The sequence below is a fragment of the Sulfitobacter faviae genome, from assembly GCF_029870955.1.
Lineage (GTDB): Bacteria > Pseudomonadota > Alphaproteobacteria > Rhodobacterales > Rhodobacteraceae > Sulfitobacter > Sulfitobacter faviae.
Genome location: NZ_PGFQ01000001.1, coordinates 17,828 through 34,066 on the forward strand (window position 1 = coordinate 17,828; position 16,239 = coordinate 34,066).

Below are 16,239 nucleotides of genomic sequence, written 5' to 3' on the forward strand. Positions count from 1 at the left end.
AACGGGTTTCCCGCAATTGTGGGATTCCCATAACGAATCGCCTGTGTCATACTGATGTCACGTCCGCCAAGAGACGCAGAGGCAGAACCATGACACGCAACACCCGTCCGGCTTTCGGCACATTGCTGTTCTTCGCAATCGCTTTCGCGCTGAGCCTGTATTTCACCTTCGCCGCCGTGCAGGGGGATTTCGGCCTGTTCCGCCGGACCGAGATCGTGGCCGAGAACCAAAAGCTGAGCGACCGTCTGGCCGAGGTCCGCGCCGAGGTGGCCCGGATGGAGAACCTGACCCGCCGCCTGTCGGACGACTACCTCGACCTTGATCTTCTGGACGAACGCGCGCGCAAGGTGCTGGGCATGGTCCGCACCGATGAGATCGTCATTCGCTAAGCTTTCGCGGCTTATCGTCTATCGGCCCCTGCCCCGCGCCTGCGGCCTTGCAATCACACGAAATCTCTGGCCTCCTTCGCCTTGTCAGCCGTGGTGCGCGCACCACGTCACAAAGTCTCTCGCAATCCATTCTGGAATGCGTTAGGGAATAGTTTAACGCTAAACTACTTTTGGCACCTAACCAAAGCCGACGGAGGAGACGTCCATGGCCGCGAGGAAATCGAGCAAGAAACCCAATGTCTCGGCGGAGGAGCTGACCAGCTACTACCGCGACATGCTGCTGATCCGGCGGTTTGAAGAGAAAGCCGGACAACTTTACGGCATGGGGCTGATCGGGGGTTCTGTCACCTCTATATCGGACAAGAAGCGGTCGTTGTCGGCCTTGAGGCTGCCGCCGAGGAAGGCGACAAGCGCATCACCTCCTACCGAGACCACGGGCATATGCTGGCCTGCGGCATGGACCCTAACGGCGTTATGGCTGAGCTGACGGGCCGCGAGGGCGGTTATTCCAAGGGCAAGGGCGGCTCGATGCACATGTTCTCGAAAGAGAAGCACTTCTACGGCGGCCATGGCATCGTCGCGGCGCAGGTGCCGCTTGGCGCGGGCCTTGCTTTTGCCGATCAATACAAGGGCAACGGGCGCGTCACCTTCACCTATTTCGGCGACGGTGCGGCGAACCAGGGCCAGGTCTACGAGACCTTCAACATGGCCGCTCTGTGGAAACTGCCCGTGATCTTCGTGATCGAGAACAACCAATACGCCATGGGCACCTCGCAGCAGCGCTCGACCTCCTCGGCCGAGATCTGGGAACGTGGCCGCGCCTTCGGCATCCCCGGTGAGGCGGTTGACGGCATGGACGTGCTGGCGGTCAAGGAAGCCGGTCAGAAGGCCGTGGAACACGCCCGCAAGGACGGACCCTATATTCTGGAGATCAAGACCTACCGCTACCGCGGCCACTCCATGTCTGACCCCGCGAAATACCGCACCCGCGAGGAAGTGCAGAAGATGCGCGACGAACGCGACCCGATTGAGGCCGTGCGCAGCCTGCTCTTGGAGGGCAACCACGCGAGCGAAGAAGATCTCAAGGCCATCGACAAGGAGATCAAGCAGATCGTGAACGAAAGCGCCGATTTCGCCAAGGAAAGCCCGGAGCCCAACCTCGACGAGCTCTGGACCGACATCTACGCAACCGAAGTTCCGCAGGAGGCCTGAAGCAATGGCAACCGAAATTCTCATGCCCGCCCTCAGCCCCACCATGGAAGAAGGCACGCTGGCGAAATGGCTGGTCAAGGAAGGCGACGAAGTCTCCTCCGGTGACATCCTCGCCGAGATCGAGACCGACAAGGCCACGATGGAATTCGAAGCCGTGGACGAAGGCACCATCGGCAAGATCCTCGTCGAGGAAGGCACCGAAGGCGTGAAGGTGAACAGCCCCATCGCCGTGCTGCTCGAAGAAGGCGAAAGCGCCGACGACATCGACACCGCGAAATCCGCCCCCGCCGAGGACAAGGGCGAAGAGGCTAAGCCCGCGCAGGCCAAATCCCCGGACGATGACCGCGAAACGCCTGCCGAGGGCAAGAAACAGCCCGAGCCCGATACCAGCCCCGATTGGCCCGAGGGCACCGAAATGAAGCAGCAGACCGTCCGCGAAGCGCTGCGCGACGCCATGGCCGAGGAAATGCGCCGCGACGAGAACGTCTTGCTCATGGGCGAGGAAGTGGCCGAGTACCAAGGCGCCTACAAAATTTCCCAAGGTCTTCTGGACGAATTCGGCGCCAAGCGCGTGATCGACACGCCGATCACCGAGCATGGCTTTGCCGGCATCGGCGTCGGCGCGGCCTTCGGCGGTCTGCGCCCCATCGTCGAATTCATGACCTTCAACTTCGCCATGCAGGCGATGGACCAGATCATCAACTCCGCGGCCAAGACACTTTACATGTCCGGCGGGCAGATGGGCGCGCCCATGGTCTTCCGCGGCCCCAACGGCGCGGCGGCCCGCGTCGGCGCCCAGCACTCCCAGGACTACGCCGCATGGTTCATGCAGATCCCCGGCCTCAAGGTCGCGATGCCCTATTCGGCCAGCGATTACAAAGGCTTGATGAAGTCCGCAATCCGCGACCCGAACCCGGTGATCTTCCTTGAGAACGAGATCCTCTACGGTCGCAGCTTCGACGTGCCGGACATTGAGGATTACACGGTCCCCTTCGGCAAGGCCCGGATCTGGCGCGAGGGTGCGGATGTCACCATCGTCAGCTTCGGCATTGGCATGACCTATGCGCTGGAAGCGGCAGAGAAACTGGCCGAGGACGGTATCGAGGCCGAGGTCATCGACCTGCGCACCCTGCGCCCGATGGACACCGAAACGGTGCTGAAATCGGTGATGAAGACCAACCGCTGCGTGACCGTCGAAGAAGGCTGGCCGCAGGGCTCGGTCGGCGGCTACATCAGCGGCGTGATCATGCAGGAGGCGTTCGACTACCTCGACGCTCCGGTCATCACCTGCACCGGCAAGGACGTGCCCATGCCCTATGCCGCCAACCTCGAAAAACACGCGCTGGTCACCACCGACGAGGTGATCGAGGCCGTGCGCAAAGTCACCTACCGGTAAGGAGCGGATCATGCCCACAGAAATTCTCATGCCCGCCCTTTCGCCCACGATGGAGGAAGGCACGCTCGCCAAGTGGCTGGTCAAAGAGGGTGACGAGGTCGCCTCGGGCGACATCCTCGCCGAGATCGAAACCGACAAGGCCACGATGGAGTTCGAAGCCGTCGACGAAGGCACCATCGGCAAGATACTGATCGAAGAAGGCAGCGAAGGCGTGAAGGTAAACACGCCGATCGCCGTGCTGCTCGAAGAAGGCGAAAGCGCCGACGCCATCGACAGCGCCGCCCCGGCCAAAGAAGAGAAACCTCAGGCAGAGGAAACGCCCAAAGCAGCCGAGGCCGAAACGCCCGAAGCGGGCTATGGCCGCGGTGCGACGGATGCGAATGACGCGCCGCCCAAGAGCGACGCCAAAGCCCCCGCCGCGCCCAAGGACGACAAGGGTGGGCGCATCTTCGCCTCCCCCCTCGCCCGCCGGATCGCTGCGGACAAGGGTCTCGACCTCGCCCAGATCGAAGGCAGCGGCCCGCGCGGTCGGATTGTCAAAGCCGATGTGGAAAGCGCCCAGCCGACGGCTGCCAAGGCTGACAGCCCCGCCGCCACCAAAGACGCCGCGCCGGTGACACAGCCTGCTCCTGCTGGCCCCTCCTCCGACGCCGTGCGCAAGATGTACGAGGACCGCGAGGTCGAAGAGGTCAAGCTCGACGGGATGCGCAAGACCATCGCCGCGCGCCTCACCGAGGCCAAGCAGACGGTCCCGCATTTCTACCTACGCCGCGACATCCAGATCGACGCGCTGCTCTCGTTCCGGGCTGAGGTCAACAAGCAGCTCGAAGCCCGGGGCGTGAAGCTTTCGGTCAACGACTTCATCATCAAAGCCTGTGCGTTGGCGCTGCAATCGGTGCCCGATGCCAATGCGGTCTGGGCCGGGGATCGTATTCTGAAGCTCAAACCCTCGGACGTGGCCGTGGCCGTGGCCATCGAAGGCGGGCTCTTCACCCCGGTCCTTCAGGACGCCGACACCAAGTCGCTCTCGACCCTCTCGGCGCAGATGAAAGACCTCGCAACCCGCGCCCGCGACCGCAAGCTGGCACCGCATGAGTATCAGGGCGGCAGCTTCGCGATCTCCAACCTCGGCATGTTCGGGATCGACAATTTCGACGCGGTCATCAACCCGCCGCATGGTGCGATCCTCGCCGTGGGGGCTGGTGTCAAAAAGCCGATCATCGGCAAGGACGGTGAGATCGCAGCGGCGACAGTCATGTCCGTGACCCTCTCGGTCGATCACCGCGTGATCGACGGGGCGCTCGGGGCCCAGCTGTTGAACGCGATTGTCGAGAACCTTGAAAATCCGATGATCATGCTGGCCTAAAGGCTGCACCTCACAAACGAAGAAAGCCGGGGCATGCCCCGGCTTTTTTATTGCGATACTGGCATCTGACCCTATTCGGCGTCTGGCCCGAAGAGATGGTTCATCGACATTGACGGTTGATCACAGCCCGCCTCCCCAACGATCCGCGCGGGGATCCCGGCGACGGTTTTGCAGGCGGGCACAGGCTCCAGCACAACCGACCCCGCCGCGATGCGGCTGCAATGGCCGATAGAGATATTGCCCAAAACCTTCGCGCCTGCACCGATCAACACGCCATTGCCGATCTTGGGGTGACGGTCCTCTTCCTCTTTGCCGGTGCCGCCAAGGGTCACCGAATGCAGCATTGAGACATTGTCACCCACTACCGCCGTCTCACCGATGACGATGGAATGCGCGTGGTCGATCATGATGCCCTTGCCCATCTTGGCCGCCGGATGGATATCCAAGCCAAAAATCTCGCTCACCCGCATCTGGATGAAATAGGCCAGATCGCGCTTGCCCTTAGCATAGAGGTAGTGGCCCACACGGTAGGCCTGCACCGCCTGATAGCCTTTGAAATACAGAATCGGCTGCAACAGCCGGTGGCAGGCCGGGTCGCGGTCATAGATGGCCACGAGATCGGCACGCGCCGCGGCGACGAGATCGGGGTCTTCGGCATAGGCTTCTTCGACCATCTCGCGCACGACCATCATCGACATCTCGTTCGACGAAAGCTTGGCCGCGATGCGGTAGGAAAGCGCATTCTCGATAGATTTATGGTGCAGGATACAGGCATGCACAAAGCCGCCGATCAACGGCTCATCACGCACCGCATCCTCGGCTTCTTGCTGAATCTGGTCCCAGACCGGGTCCACTTTCGAGATATTTCTGCGTGTCTGCGCCATGGCACGGGCTCCTTCACTCTGCCGTAAGGGTAGCTCATGCAATAGCGTAGGACCATTTGTAAATCCGCACATGCTCAAAATCGTGATAACGCGCGGGCCTATCCGGGGATGGTCAAACCTGTAGTCGGCCCCGCGCCATATGTGGCCGAGACCTGCGCCACCGTCACGTCAAACGCTCCGCTGACGCCATCAGCCGCCCGTGCCGCGGTGCTATAGGTCCACCGCGGCGTATCAAGCAGCACCTCCCGCCGCTGCTCGTTGCCTTCGAAAACGCGTAAGAGATAGCGTTCACTCTCCTCACCTAGCGGCACCTCCGGCCCCTCCCAAGCGTCGCCGTCGGTCCGCGTTCGGCGAATCCAGCTAAGGGTGATATCGCCACTGGCCCCAGCCTCGGCCCGCAGATGACAGGGGCTGTAGGGCCGCAGACCATTCCCGTCAAAGGCATGAACCTGATGCAGGTAAGAGGGGTCATCCACCGGTCGCCGCGCAGGCCCGATGCGGTAATGCTGTGCCACGCGGCGCAGATGCGGGCTCAGCTCGACCTGCTGTGGCGTGCCGTTCATCAGCACAAAGCGCGACCCGGCGGGCCAAACCTCGGGCATCAACCCATCGCTGCCCGCCTGCCCGCGCAAACGACCCGTCAGCCAATAGGTCATCGGGGCGACAAGCTGCGCCTCCTCAAACTGGAACAACTCCCAACGGTCCGCGCTCCCATCCCCAATGGCGGCAAGGTTCGCCCCATTCAAAAGCGCCTCTCTGCTAACGGACTGAAGGCTGCCGCTGGTTAATTTGACCTCCAGCACCGGCCCCGCGTCAATCAACCCTGGTCGTGCTGCGTGCAACGGCGTTTGGGTAACGCCCATGATCGACCGGTTCGCCACGATGGCGTTTAGCGCATAGTCCGAATCCACGGCAGAGCGATAGACCGCGACGGACCCCGGCCAAGGGGTCGCCGTCACCGCCAGATGCGGCGCATGGGGCACCTCATCCCCACGCAAAAGCGGCAGGTCCATGAACTGCGGCAGAACCGGCAGCGGGGGGACGAAGGGGCGCAGCGCTGCAAGCTCTTCTTCAAGCGGTGCGGGATCATAGACTTCGGGCTCGATCCGAACGGCGTCGATCAGCAGGGAACCGGCCTGTTCCACCCGGTCGACGCGGTAGTGCCCCGGCCCCTCCGCCCCATCGCCCGGCAGTTCGATCACATCCCCCGCCCCGACAGCCATCCCCGACGGCGGCAATGCCAGCCGCAGCATCTCACGCGCGACGCGCGCTTCGGTCAGCCAGCGTTCGGCCACCTGCCGCCCCTCACCTCGGGTCAAGGCCATGTTCAGCTCGGTCCCGGTGACCGCATGGGTCGCCTCATCCGCCAAAACCGCCTCTTCGGCAATCGGGTCAAAATCCGCATCGGCCTGAATGAACCGCAGCCGCACACGGCCCGAGACTTCGGCCTCCGCCTCACGCGACTGCTCGGTCACCCCGCTCAGATCGGGGTGAACCGCGAGGCGATCGGGGTCGAGGGGCAGCGCATCTGCCCCGTCACGCATCCGAAACTGCAAGATCCCGTCGCGTTCAATCGCGTCAAACCCATAACGCAGCATCAGCGGTTGCAGCGCGGCACGTGCCTCGCCAACCTCGGCCACTGTGTAGCCGCGCACATAGCCGAACAGCGCGGAGGTATCGAAATGCGCCACACCCGCCCGTCGGCAAATCTCCCCCACGACCGAGGCCAGCGACCGCGCCGAGGCCCGCCCGTTCAGCCAGTGGCCACGGCTGTAATTCTCTCCATCGCTCCAGAGATCGACATTATTGGGGAAAAAGGGAAAAGGCCGCGTGTCCCATGCCCAGACAAAAGCACGTGTCATATCCAGCATCGGCGCGCCATATTCTTCCGAGATCGGATTATGCGCCGGATCGCGCCAGTAGTCCGAGATCGCCCGCAGATATTGCATCTGCATCAGATCGTCCCGTGCGCCAGTGGAATAATGCGGCAAGGCGCTTTCCGAGCTCTTCAGATCGAGAAACTTGTTGGGCTGGTTCGCCCCTTTGTCGATGGCCGCGCAGCCGTATTCCGTGAACCAGATCGGTTTCGACATCGGCTGCCATTCCGTTGGAGCGGCTTGCCGCTGCCCGCCGATACGGGGGTGGTGCGGGCTCTCCCACCATTGGCGCAGGTCTTTGTAGCGGTACACCCAAGGCTCATCATGCGCGCCATCGGTGATCGGCGTGCGGATCTGCGCGTCGCGGGCCTCGGGCGAATGGTAGTACCAGTCATAGCCCTCGCCGCCTTCGATGTTGGATTTCAGATAGCCGACATCGTAGATCGCGGGCCAGTTCTCGCCGTCCAGATGCCCTTCCTCATCGCGCCAATCGGACAGCGGCATGTAGTTGTCGATCCCGATGAAATCGATCTGCGGATCGGCCCATAGCGGATCAAGGTGAAAGAAGACATCGCCGCTGCCATCCTGCGGGTGATAGCCGAAATACTCAGACCAATCAGCGGCATAGCTGATCTTAACCTCCGGCCCCAACAAGGCGCGCACTTCTCCGGCCAAGGCCCGCAGCGCGGGCACCGCGGGAAAGCTGTTGCCCGCCGCGCGTGTCTGCGTCAGCCCCCGCATTTCCGAGGAGATGCAAAACGCCTCGACCCCGCCCGCCGCGGCGCAAAGCGCGGCGTAATGCAAGATGAAGCGCGATAGGGTCCATTCCTCGGGGCCGTTGTAGACGACCGAGCCGTCGCCCACCGCGAAATCCGCAGCCGTGACGGTTCCGAAAAACGCCGCCACCTCAGCTTCTGCCGCCGCCGTACCATCCGGGCTGCCCGGCCGCCCCGGGGCCACCGAAAGCGTGATCCGCCCGCGCCACGGTAGGCGGGGCTGGTCCTCGGCATCGCTATAGGGGTCCGGCAGCCCGTTGCCTTCGGTCTGATCCATCAAGATGAAGGGATAGAACATCACCGCCTTACCCGCCGCCTTCAGCGCTTGGATGGCCTCGACCACCGCGGCATCGGCGGGCGTGCCGCCGTAGATCGGACGCGCGTCTTGCTGGGTGATCACCTCTGCCGTGCCACGCGTCACGCCAGAGACTCGCCAAGGCATGTTCTCGCCGTCAATATCCGGGTCTTCGACCTTGGGCCGCAGGCGACAGTCACCGCAGCGCAGATCGCTGCCAAACCACGACACGACGAGAGAGGCCGCTTCCAACCGTGGCAATTCCTCGGTCAGGCTTTCCAAGGAAACCGCAAAATCGGTCTTGGCGGCGGGCGAGTTCACATTGGCGCTCCACCGGCTGCCGGGGCCGTCGGTGTAATGCACCGGGGTCGTCGCCAGCGCGTATTCCCCGTGCCGGGGATCAAGGCGACCCCCTGAACCCCATAGGCGGGGGCGTGCTCCCAGCCCGGCGCTTGCGGCTGTTCGGGGCGCATCACCTCGAAAGAGAACTGCGGCACCCGGTTGCCAAATTGCGCAAGCGGGAGGTCTTCCATCACCACATAGGCCGTGCCGCGATAGGCGGGCACCCGGTCCGCGCCCTCGATCGCGGCGATGGTCGGGTCGGGCTGCTGGTCCGCCGCGCCTCGGTAAACGCGCATGTTCAGATCGTCCGGGGCAATCTCCTCCCCATCCGCCCAGATGCGCCCAACGCTGGTGATCTCCCCTTCGCAGAGCGCGATGGCAAGGCTGACGGTATAGCTGTACTCGGACGTCTTCGGCCTTGGCGGGCCACCCTTGCCGCCGCCACTGACTTCGGTGACCTCTTGGAACCGCGACGCCCAGATGACATGCCCCGCCAGTCGCATCCGCCCGTAAAGCTGCGGGATCGCCGCCCCCTCGCCCGAGCCTGTCAGGCGAAAGCGATCCACCTTACCGGTCTCGACCGCCTCTCCGCCTTGGCCCAGCAAGCGTTGATCCACCAATCGCCCAAGGCTCGCCCCCACCGCGCGGCCCACCGCGACCGAAGACAGCCCCGCCAGCGTGCCCCCGATGGAGCCGCCAACCGCCGCCCCTGCTGCCGAAAGAACAATCGTCGCCATCAGGAGGCCTCCTCAGGAAATACAAATCGCGCCACGATGCGCCGCTGCCATGGCGGGCTGAGCGGGCTTTCCACCACCCCGTGCCGCGCATAGGCGTGAATGAAACTGGCGCTGGCCCCGACGCGCGCCTGCAGTCCAAGGTGCTTTGCCACCGCACCCTGCCGCATCCGGAAAAGCAGCACGTCACCGGGGGCAGCATCACCGCTGTCTTTCACCGCCATATGCCGTAGCGCCGCCGCCCAGAGCCGCTCCTCCCCCTGCGGCTCGGACCAATCCATCGAATAGGGTGGCACCGCCTCAGGGTCCGCGCCCAGCAACTCCTGCCAAAGCCCCCGGATCAGCCCCAGACAATCGCAGCCCGCCCCCTTTGTCGCGGCCTGATGCACATAGGGCGTGCCAATCCATTCGCGGGCGGCCTGCACCAAACGCTCTCCCGCAGCACTCATCGGCGCGACCCGCCGCCGTTCACACCGTCCGACCGGGGCACCGCCATCATCCAATCCTCCCCCGGCAAATCGGGAAAGCCGCGAAAGTTCAGCAGGTTGTTGAACTTCAGCCGACAGGTCTCCATCCGCTTGTCGCAGCCTGCGGTAAGCCGGACACGGGTGCCCGACGCCACCGCCCCGCGGATCGGTTGCCAAAGCTCGATCACGCGCTGCCCGTCCTCATGGTAGTCACGTTTTACCATGCCCCAGAGTCCCGCCGCGGGCCCCTCCAGCACATCGAGCCGCCCCCGGGCGAACCAACCTTCCTCGTAGCCCGGGAACGCGGTCCAACGGAAATACTGCGCCTCCGCCACCGTCTCGACCACACGCGTCTCAGCATAGCCGGGCGCGGTGAGATCGAACCGGCAATCACCATCCCCCAACACCGCCGAGCAGGGCTTTTGATAGACGCGCCCCATGGGCCGGTTGAGCGGTTCCGTCAGCCCCCGCAACTCGGCGCGAAAGCTGCCCCCGCGCGGTGCAGATCACCGATTGAGCCGTGAAATTGCAGCCGCCGCTGCGCGGGTTTGCCCAGTTCACCAGCCACGCCTGCACCTCGGCCCCATCAAAGCGCCCCTGCTCGATCTCACCCTCGCGGATCGCATCATCGCTGAGCGCGCCAAGCGCCTCTGTGTTATCAACCGCCAGCCCGCTGGTTTGTGCCAGCGCCCGCGCGCTCAGCCCGGTATCGGCGCGAAAAGTGACCCCGTCGAACATCAGCGGCATGTCGTGATCGGTAAAGGCAAATATCGCCCCATCCGCGCGCGTCACCTGCCAGCAATGGCAGAGTGTCGTCACACCCTGCGCGATATGGGCTCCAAAGCCCCTGTCCAGCCCCGCCATCAGACCCGCACCTCGATCACCGGCACGTCGGGCACCTGTCCGGCCTGAAAACTCTCGACCGAGACCAGAATGCGGTCGGTGTCAAATCGCACCGGCACGTCGAACTCGAAGCCCGCAAAAATCTCGATTTCAGGGTCAGGCGGATGGGCAAAGGTGACAATCCCGCTCTCTGCGTCGACCTCATATTCGACGCCCTCGCGCAGCTCATCCTGCTCAAGCCCCACGCGCACGGTCCCCGCGACCGGTTTGGTGATCGGACGGCGATAAGACTGCGCGCCCGAGCGGTAGGTCTTGGTCAGTTGAAACGCCGCCCGAACCCCATCCCCATAGCCGATGCTCTGGTCGTCGAAAGCCACCGGAAGCGCCATTTTGCCCGACTTATAATCAGCCCAATCCTTCCAGCGAAACCCGTACATCTGCCCCATGCGCGCCTCGAAAAAGGCAATCAGCACCTGCAGATCATCGATCGAGCGCATCCCCAGCCCGGCATCATAGACCCGCCGCGAATGGGCCCAGGGCGTGTTACGCTCCTCATGACCGTTGGCCAAGCTGACCACATCTGTCTGCCGTTGCGGCCCCCGACAGAGCCAAAGCTCAGCGACGGGGGAAATCTGACCTCGTGAAACTGCATGATCTGCTCCTTTATCCGCCGCGCGGCCTATCGGTTGCGGTTGCCGGTGCTGAGGGCACGGCTCAACTGTGCGGCGATCTGGCTTTGGCTGCGTTGAAACCCCTGCACATCGGGAGTGGTGATGTTCATCACGATGGTCGTCGCGCCGCCGCCGCTACCGCGCACGCCCAGCTTGCCATCCGCCCCCCGCGCCAAGGGCATGATCGCCTCCGGCCCGGCCTCACCCATCAGCCCCGTGCCGCCGCGCATGGGAAAGGCGGTCGCCGAGGTAACCACCCCGCCCTGCGCGAAAGGCATGACCTTACCTTGCGAGAAAGGCGCGCCATCGGCGAAGGGCAATATCCCCTCTACGATGCTGCCCACGCCCTCGCTGATCAGCCCGCCGAAATGGTCCGTCACCGGGCGCATCGCGGCATTGTAAGTCGTGCGGATCATCGACTGCGCCAAGTCGCTTAGCGCGTCCGAGAGTTTGGCCCCGTCAAAGACCACCCCATCAAAGGCCCGCCGCAACCCACGGCTCAGCCCTTTCTCAAGGGTCGCCACGTCTTTGCCCGTCGCGGCAAGCGCGCCGCGCATCCGCCGCAGCTCACCGTCGAACCCGGCCACCAAACCGCTGGTCTGCGCCAGTGTCTCATTCAGCCCCTCGGCGCGGCTCTCAAGGTCATCGAAATCGTCAAAGTCAGCCATCACCGGCCCCTTTCGTCTCATCTGGATAGGCCGCCATCAGCGCGGCGAGACCGTCGCTCAGCAGTGGCGCGGGCCAGACTTCGGCCCCAGCATCAACTGTAACTCCGCCGGCGTCAGCGCCCAGAATTGATCCGGCAGCAGCCCCAATCGTGACAGCCCCACCCGCAGCAACGCGGGCCAGTCAAAGCCGCTTGCCGCGTTCACGCCTGCACCGTAAAGGCCCGCGCCAGCAATTCAGCCGCGGCCCGCGCCGCCGCCATCGGCCCGCCCTCGATCTGCGCGTGCTCAAGCGTTGCGGCATCCATCTCCGCCCCACCTCCGCGCAGCCCGGCCAGCAACAGGGCCAAGACATCGCGGCTCGAAAAACGATTGCTTTCAAACCGCTCTACCAGGGCCACAAGGCTGTCGGCCTGCAACCCCGCCTCCAACTCGGCCAAGGCCCCAAGGGTCAGCCGTGCCTCATGACGTTCACCATCAATCACGAGGCTCACCTCGCCGCGCCACGGGTTCGCCATGCTCACACCACCACATCGGGCGTAAAGATCAGCTCCCCCGCCGATTGCAGACTAAGCTCAAAGGTGGCCTCCCCATTCAGCGACCCCGCGTATTCCAAAGCGGAGACCTGAAACGGCCCCTGCACCACGCCGAAATCCGGAATGATCACCTGAAAATCCGGCGTCAGCCCGTTGAAAAACAACTGCCGCGCCCGTTCATCGGTGCCCGCATCGCGGAACACCCCCGACCCGCTGATCGCGGCTGAGCGGACACCGGCACCCGCCAGCAACTCCCGCCAACCGCCGCTTGAATCGAGCGAGGTCACATCCACCGTTTCGGCGTTGAAACTCACCCGTTTGGCCCTGAGCCCGGCGATCGTCTCGAACTGCCCATCGCTGGTCATATCCACTTTGACCAAAAGGTCCTTGCCCGCTTGAACTGCCATCACTGTCTCCTCGCACCAATCTGAAATCTAAAGTCTTATGCGTCCGCGACCCGGGCGCGGAATTGCAGGTCGATCCGTCGGGCAGAGGCCCCATCGATCCGCCGCGCCGTCGCTTTGAGAAAGGCCATATCCACCACGCGCCCCCGGCTGAGCGCCGGCACCGCCCCATGCAGCAGGTCTGAGATCACCGCCGCGCAGCCCTTCGCCGTGCTGAACCCCGGCGCGCTGGTGACCACCGACAGGGTCAGCCGATGCTCCGCCCCTGCACCTTCGGGATCCGACAGATCCTTCGCCACCTCCTGGCCCAAGAGCACATAGGTCTCTGGCAGGCTCCCCCTGGCACCGCGTCATAGACCGCGTCACCGATCAGCGCGGTGAGCCCCGGATCGCTCTGCAACAGGTCATAAACCGCCGCCTGCAATGCCCCTGAAAGCGCATAGGTCATACCGCCACCTCCTCATCGGCAAAGCAGATCAGATACCGCCCGCCCGCATCGCTTTCGGCCACCGCCCGGATTACGAAGACCCGCGTGCCCTCGCGAAACCGCTGCTCGGGGGTTGGTCGCTGCGGGGCACCTTCCGGCGTCGCACGCACTGTGATCTTGACCCCCATCCGGCTGACGGCCACCCCGCCCTGCGCAGTCTCCCGCCCCGTCCGCGCGCGCACCTCGGCCCAGAGGGTGCCCACGGGCTGCCAGACCTCGTGATGCCCTCCCGCGCCATCACTCACCCGCTGCGCCGCTTCCAATACAAGGGGCCGGTTCAACTGCGGGCGGCTCATGCCGTTCCCCCAAAGCCGAGGCGCACCCGGCGGTAGCGTTCGATCAGGCTGCTGACGCCAAAGGGCATGCACCCTTCGCCAAGCGCCGTATCGTCGCGGTATTCATAGTAATGCGCGGCCAGCAGCATCACCGCTTGGGCCAAATCATCCGGCAACCCGCCCCAATCAGCGGCCATGCCCGCGTCGAAACTGATTAGCGCGGCCCCCGCACTCGGGATGCGCGGCAGGGCGGCGGTGCTGGCCCGAAGACGCGGCGCTTGCGCATCGCGTTCCAGCCAATAGCGCTCGGGGTCCACCGCCGTCTCCACCCCGTCCCGCGCCACAAGCGCCACCCGCGCGATCTCTTGCACAGGGGCCACGGGCAAGACCTGCGCCGCGGCATCGCGCCAAAAGGTCAGCGACAGGGCAAAACGCCGAATGATCAACACCTTGCCCGTCCGCGCCTCCACCGCCGCCATCGCCGCGCGCAGGAAGCTGCGCAACACCGGGTCTTGAAGGCCGTCCTGCGCAAAGCCGGTGCCAAGGCGCAGATGCATTCTGAAGGCCTCAACCGGCAAGACCGCATCCGGCACATTTGTCTCTTCGATCAACATCATCGAACGTCTCCAAAAATCGCTCCCGCGCCCCTCGGGGCCATGCGGTTATTCCCGGACGCGCACCGGTTGCATTGCTCGGTCGGAGGGGAGCAGCTAGACAACGCAACCTCGCAGGCGCACGTCCGGACCGGGGCCAAGTTGCCCCGGCCCCGGCTTCGGCACCGGCTTACGCCAGGCCGAATTTCATCAGCTTGATCGCCGCGAAATCGCTCACGTCGCCGCCGACACGTTTGGTGGCATAGAACAGCACATGCGGCTTGGCGCTGAACGGATCGCGCAGGATGCGCAGATCGGGGCGCTCGGCCACGGTGTAGCCTGCCGAAAAGTCGCCAAAGGCGATGGCCATCGCATCGGTCGCCGGATCGGGCATGTCCTCGGCCACCAGCACCGGATAGCCCATCAGCCGCGCAGGCTCCCCGCCGCCAACCCGTCGGACCACAGGAACCGTCCATCGGTGTCTTTCAACTTGCGCACCTTTGCCGTGGTCTTTGAGTTCATCACGAAAACCGCATTCTTGCGGTAAGCCGCGCCAAGGGCATAGACCAACTCAATGATCGCATCCGCCTCGGGGTTGGCGTTGGTGCCGCTGGGGACATAACCCAGATTGCCCCAGGTCCAGACGCCGTTGTCCACCGCCGGATGGCTCAGAAAACCGGTAGGCTTGTCGATGCCGTCACCGCTGACAAAAGCCGCCGCTTCGGCCCGTGCAAATTTGTCAGCGATACGCCCCGCCAGCCAACCTTCGATATCAAAGGCGCTGTCATCCAGCAGACGTTGGCTCGCCTTGGGCAGCGCGCTCAACTCATGCAGCGGCACGGTGATCCGGTCGATCTGGGGCGTGTCCGTCTCGGCCTGCGCGCCGCTCTCGGTCGCCCAACCAGCGCCCACATCGGCGTGATCGACCAACACGTCATAAGACGTGGCCTCCACCTGCACCACCGAGGCAATTGCGCGGATCGACGCGCCCGCATTCAGCACAGATTGCACCCGGTCGGCGGTTTGCGGATCCACCAGATAGCCGCCATCCGAATTCACCGCCGTCGACATCGATTTGCCATCCAGTTCCAGCCCCCGCAGCCCGTCGTCATCGCCGTTGCGCAGATAGGCGTCAAAGGCTTTCTTATGCGGCGCATCGTGATCGATCGCGCCCCCCAAAGGGCTGCGGGCAGGCAGGGTCATCTTGCGGTCGATCATGGCAATTCGCTCTTCTGATTGTTGAAGTTTCGTATCGATCTCGGCCCGAAAGCCGTTGAAGTCACTGACAAAACCGCTCACGGCCTGCCGCACTTCCTCCGCCGGAGACAGGTCTTTGCCCGCCTTTGTGCTCATCTCACTCTTGGTCATCGCTTTTCCTTCGATCTGCTCAGTCAAACTCAGGCTCTGCCCCGCACCATCTCGGCCCGCGCGGCATCAAAGGCCGCCGCCATCTCGCGCAGCACATAGCCCACGGCCCTGAACTCCCCCTTCGCCCCGACCCGCGCCGAGGGCAGCATCGGAAAGGTCACCAAAGACACCTCCCAAAGCTCCAGTTCCGACAACAGCCGCAGCCCTTTGGTGGTCTTGCCCGCCTTCACGGTGCGGTAGCCGATGCTGAGCCCGTCGATGGCCCCCGCCTCGATCAGCGCCGCCGCCTCCCGGCCCTTGGCCACAGTGCTAAGGATGCGCCCCTTGACCCAAAGGCCCCGGCCATCCTCGCGCACCTCGTCCCAAACGCCGATGGGCTGGGCCGGATCGTGCTGCCACAGCATCTTGACGCTGCGTCCCGCCTTCGCGACCGCCGCAAGGCTCGCTGCATAGGCCCCCGGCTCGACCACATCGCCGCCCTGATCGACCGCGCCAAAGAGGCTGGCATAGCCGCTGATTTCCAGCCCATCCTCGACCGGCGTCACGCTGCCGAAGCGGGCAAATTTATGCTCCAACCCGCTGCCCGTAGGCGCAACTTCCCCGTTCTCCGGCCAGCCGCCGGAGGCATCCAATTGATAAGTCATCGTATTTTTCCTCGT

General features: G+C 64.1%; 13 protein-coding genes and 5 pseudogenes. 4 read left to right on the forward strand and 14 right to left on the reverse strand.

Annotation, left to right across the window (positions count from 1 at the left end):
- The first annotated feature begins 89 nt into the window (after positions 1-89).
- The 4 genes and pseudogenes from CUR85_RS00125 to CUR85_RS00140 all read left to right on the forward strand — a co-directional run bounded on the left by CUR85_RS00125 (position 90) and on the right by CUR85_RS00140 (position 4,363).
- Complete coding sequence (locus tag CUR85_RS00125) at positions 90-389, forward strand: FtsB family cell division protein (protein ID WP_067265383.1); 300 nt, start codon at positions 90-92, stop codon at positions 387-389.
- Positions 390-594: 205 nt separating this feature from the next.
- A pseudogene (gene pdhA / locus CUR85_RS00130) lies at positions 595-1,601 on the forward strand (pyruvate dehydrogenase (acetyl-transferring) E1 component subunit alpha).
- Positions 1,602-1,605: 4 nt separating this feature from the next.
- Positions 1,606-2,997: a pyruvate dehydrogenase complex E1 component subunit beta gene (locus CUR85_RS00135; protein WP_067265379.1), complete on the forward strand. Its 1,392-nt coding sequence runs from the start codon at positions 1,606-1,608 to the stop codon at positions 2,995-2,997.
- Between the two features lie 10 nt (positions 2,998-3,007).
- Positions 3,008-4,363, forward strand: coding sequence for a pyruvate dehydrogenase complex dihydrolipoamide acetyltransferase (locus CUR85_RS00140; protein ID WP_067265378.1), 1,356 nt, complete (start codon positions 3,008-3,010; stop codon positions 4,361-4,363).
- Positions 4,364-4,434: 71 nt separating this feature from the next.
- Here CUR85_RS00140 and cysE read toward each other — a convergent pair whose 3' ends face one another.
- The 14 genes and pseudogenes from cysE to CUR85_RS00215 all read right to left on the reverse strand — a co-directional run bounded on the left by cysE (position 4,435) and on the right by CUR85_RS00215 (position 16,224).
- On the reverse strand, positions 4,435-5,247 hold the full coding sequence (gene cysE, locus CUR85_RS00145) for a serine O-acetyltransferase (RefSeq protein ID WP_067265375.1): 813 nt from the start codon (positions 5,245-5,247) through the stop codon (positions 4,435-4,437).
- Positions 5,248-5,345: 98 nt separating this feature from the next.
- Positions 5,346-9,274 (reverse strand): annotated as a pseudogene (locus tag CUR85_RS00150) (baseplate multidomain protein megatron).
- Complete coding sequence (locus CUR85_RS00155) at positions 9,274-9,720, reverse strand: NlpC/P60 family protein (protein WP_067263120.1); 447 nt, start codon at positions 9,718-9,720, stop codon at positions 9,274-9,276. Before CUR85_RS00155 ends, CUR85_RS00150 begins: the two are co-directional and overlap by 1 nt.
- A pseudogene (locus CUR85_RS20495) lies at positions 9,717-10,602 on the reverse strand (DUF2163 domain-containing protein). The gene CUR85_RS00155 and the pseudogene CUR85_RS20495 overlap by 4 nt, the downstream one beginning before the upstream one ends.
- Positions 10,602-11,233: pseudogene (locus CUR85_RS00170) on the reverse strand (phage distal tail protein, Rcc01695 family). The pseudogenes CUR85_RS20495 and CUR85_RS00170 overlap by 1 nt, the downstream one beginning before the upstream one ends.
- A gap of 27 nt (positions 11,234-11,260) precedes the next feature.
- Positions 11,261-11,920, reverse strand: a complete 660-nt coding sequence (locus CUR85_RS00175) for a phage tail tape measure protein (RefSeq protein WP_067263128.1) — start codon at positions 11,918-11,920, stop codon at positions 11,261-11,263.
- 57 nt (positions 11,921-11,977) lie between these two features.
- Positions 11,978-12,124 (reverse strand): phage tail assembly chaperone, encoded by a 147-nt coding sequence (locus CUR85_RS00180; protein ID WP_425520102.1) that lies wholly within the window; start codon positions 12,122-12,124, stop codon positions 11,978-11,980.
- Entirely contained in the window at positions 12,121-12,435 is a 315-nt protein-coding gene (locus CUR85_RS00185; RefSeq protein WP_067263133.1) for a gene transfer agent family protein, read from the reverse strand. The genes CUR85_RS00180 and CUR85_RS00185 overlap by 4 nt, the downstream gene beginning before the upstream one ends.
- Before the next feature lie 2 nt (positions 12,436-12,437).
- Positions 12,438-12,860: a phage major tail protein, TP901-1 family gene (locus CUR85_RS00190; RefSeq protein ID WP_067263135.1), complete on the reverse strand. Its 423-nt coding sequence runs from the start codon at positions 12,858-12,860 to the stop codon at positions 12,438-12,440.
- Positions 12,861-12,895: 35 nt separating this feature from the next.
- Complete coding sequence (locus tag CUR85_RS19980; protein ID WP_343245388.1) at positions 12,896-13,156, reverse strand: DUF3168 domain-containing protein; 261 nt, start codon at positions 13,154-13,156, stop codon at positions 12,896-12,898.
- A gap of 145 nt (positions 13,157-13,301) precedes the next feature.
- On the reverse strand, positions 13,302-13,640 hold the full coding sequence (locus tag CUR85_RS00200) for a head-tail adaptor protein (RefSeq protein ID WP_136720133.1): 339 nt from the start codon (positions 13,638-13,640) through the stop codon (positions 13,302-13,304).
- On the reverse strand, positions 13,637-14,236 hold the full coding sequence (locus tag CUR85_RS00205; RefSeq protein WP_067261866.1) for a head-tail connector protein: 600 nt from the start codon (positions 14,234-14,236) through the stop codon (positions 13,637-13,639). The genes CUR85_RS00200 and CUR85_RS00205 overlap by 4 nt, the downstream gene beginning before the upstream one ends.
- 166 nt (positions 14,237-14,402) lie before the next feature.
- Positions 14,403-15,580: pseudogene (locus CUR85_RS00210) on the reverse strand (phage major capsid protein).
- A gap of 29 nt (positions 15,581-15,609) precedes the next feature.
- Positions 15,610-16,224, reverse strand: coding sequence for an HK97 family phage prohead protease (locus tag CUR85_RS00215; RefSeq protein ID WP_067261863.1), 615 nt, complete (start codon positions 16,222-16,224; stop codon positions 15,610-15,612).
- Positions 16,225-16,239 lie beyond the last annotated feature (15 nt).

What these genes read in the sequence shown, in the direction of transcription:
- CUR85_RS00125 (WP_067265383.1), top strand. Translation starts at nt 90, where the DNA reads ATGACACGCAACACCCGTCCGGCTTTCGGCACATTGCTGTTCTTCGCA.
- CUR85_RS00135 (WP_067265379.1), top strand. Translation starts at nt 1,606, where the DNA reads ATGGCAACCGAAATTCTCATGCCCGCCCTCAGCCCCACCATGGAAGAA.
- CUR85_RS00140 (WP_067265378.1), top strand. Translation starts at nt 3,008, where the DNA reads ATGCCCACAGAAATTCTCATGCCCGCCCTTTCGCCCACGATGGAGGAA.
- cysE (WP_067265375.1), bottom strand. Translation starts at nt 5,247, where the DNA reads ATGGCGCAGACACGCAGAAATATCTCGAAAGTGGACCCGGTCTGGGAC.
- CUR85_RS00155 (WP_067263120.1), bottom strand. Translation starts at nt 9,720, where the DNA reads ATGAGTGCTGCGGGAGAGCGTTTGGTGCAGGCCGCCCGCGAATGGATT.
- CUR85_RS00175 (WP_067263128.1), bottom strand. Translation starts at nt 11,920, where the DNA reads ATGGCTGACTTTGACGATTTCGATGACCTTGAGAGCCGCGCCGAGGGG.
- CUR85_RS00185 (WP_067263133.1), bottom strand. Translation starts at nt 12,435, where the DNA reads ATGGCGAACCCGTGGCGCGGCGAGGTGAGCCTCGTGATTGATGGTGAA.
- CUR85_RS00190 (WP_067263135.1), bottom strand. Translation starts at nt 12,860, where the DNA reads ATGGCAGTTCAAGCGGGCAAGGACCTTTTGGTCAAAGTGGATATGACC.
- CUR85_RS00200 (WP_136720133.1), bottom strand. Translation starts at nt 13,640, where the DNA reads ATGAGCCGCCCGCAGTTGAACCGGCCCCTTGTATTGGAAGCGGCGCAG.
- CUR85_RS00205 (WP_067261866.1), bottom strand. Translation starts at nt 14,236, where the DNA reads ATGATGTTGATCGAAGAGACAAATGTGCCGGATGCGGTCTTGCCGGTT.
- CUR85_RS00215 (WP_067261863.1), bottom strand. Translation starts at nt 16,224, where the DNA reads ATGACTTATCAATTGGATGCCTCCGGCGGCTGGCCGGAGAACGGGGAA.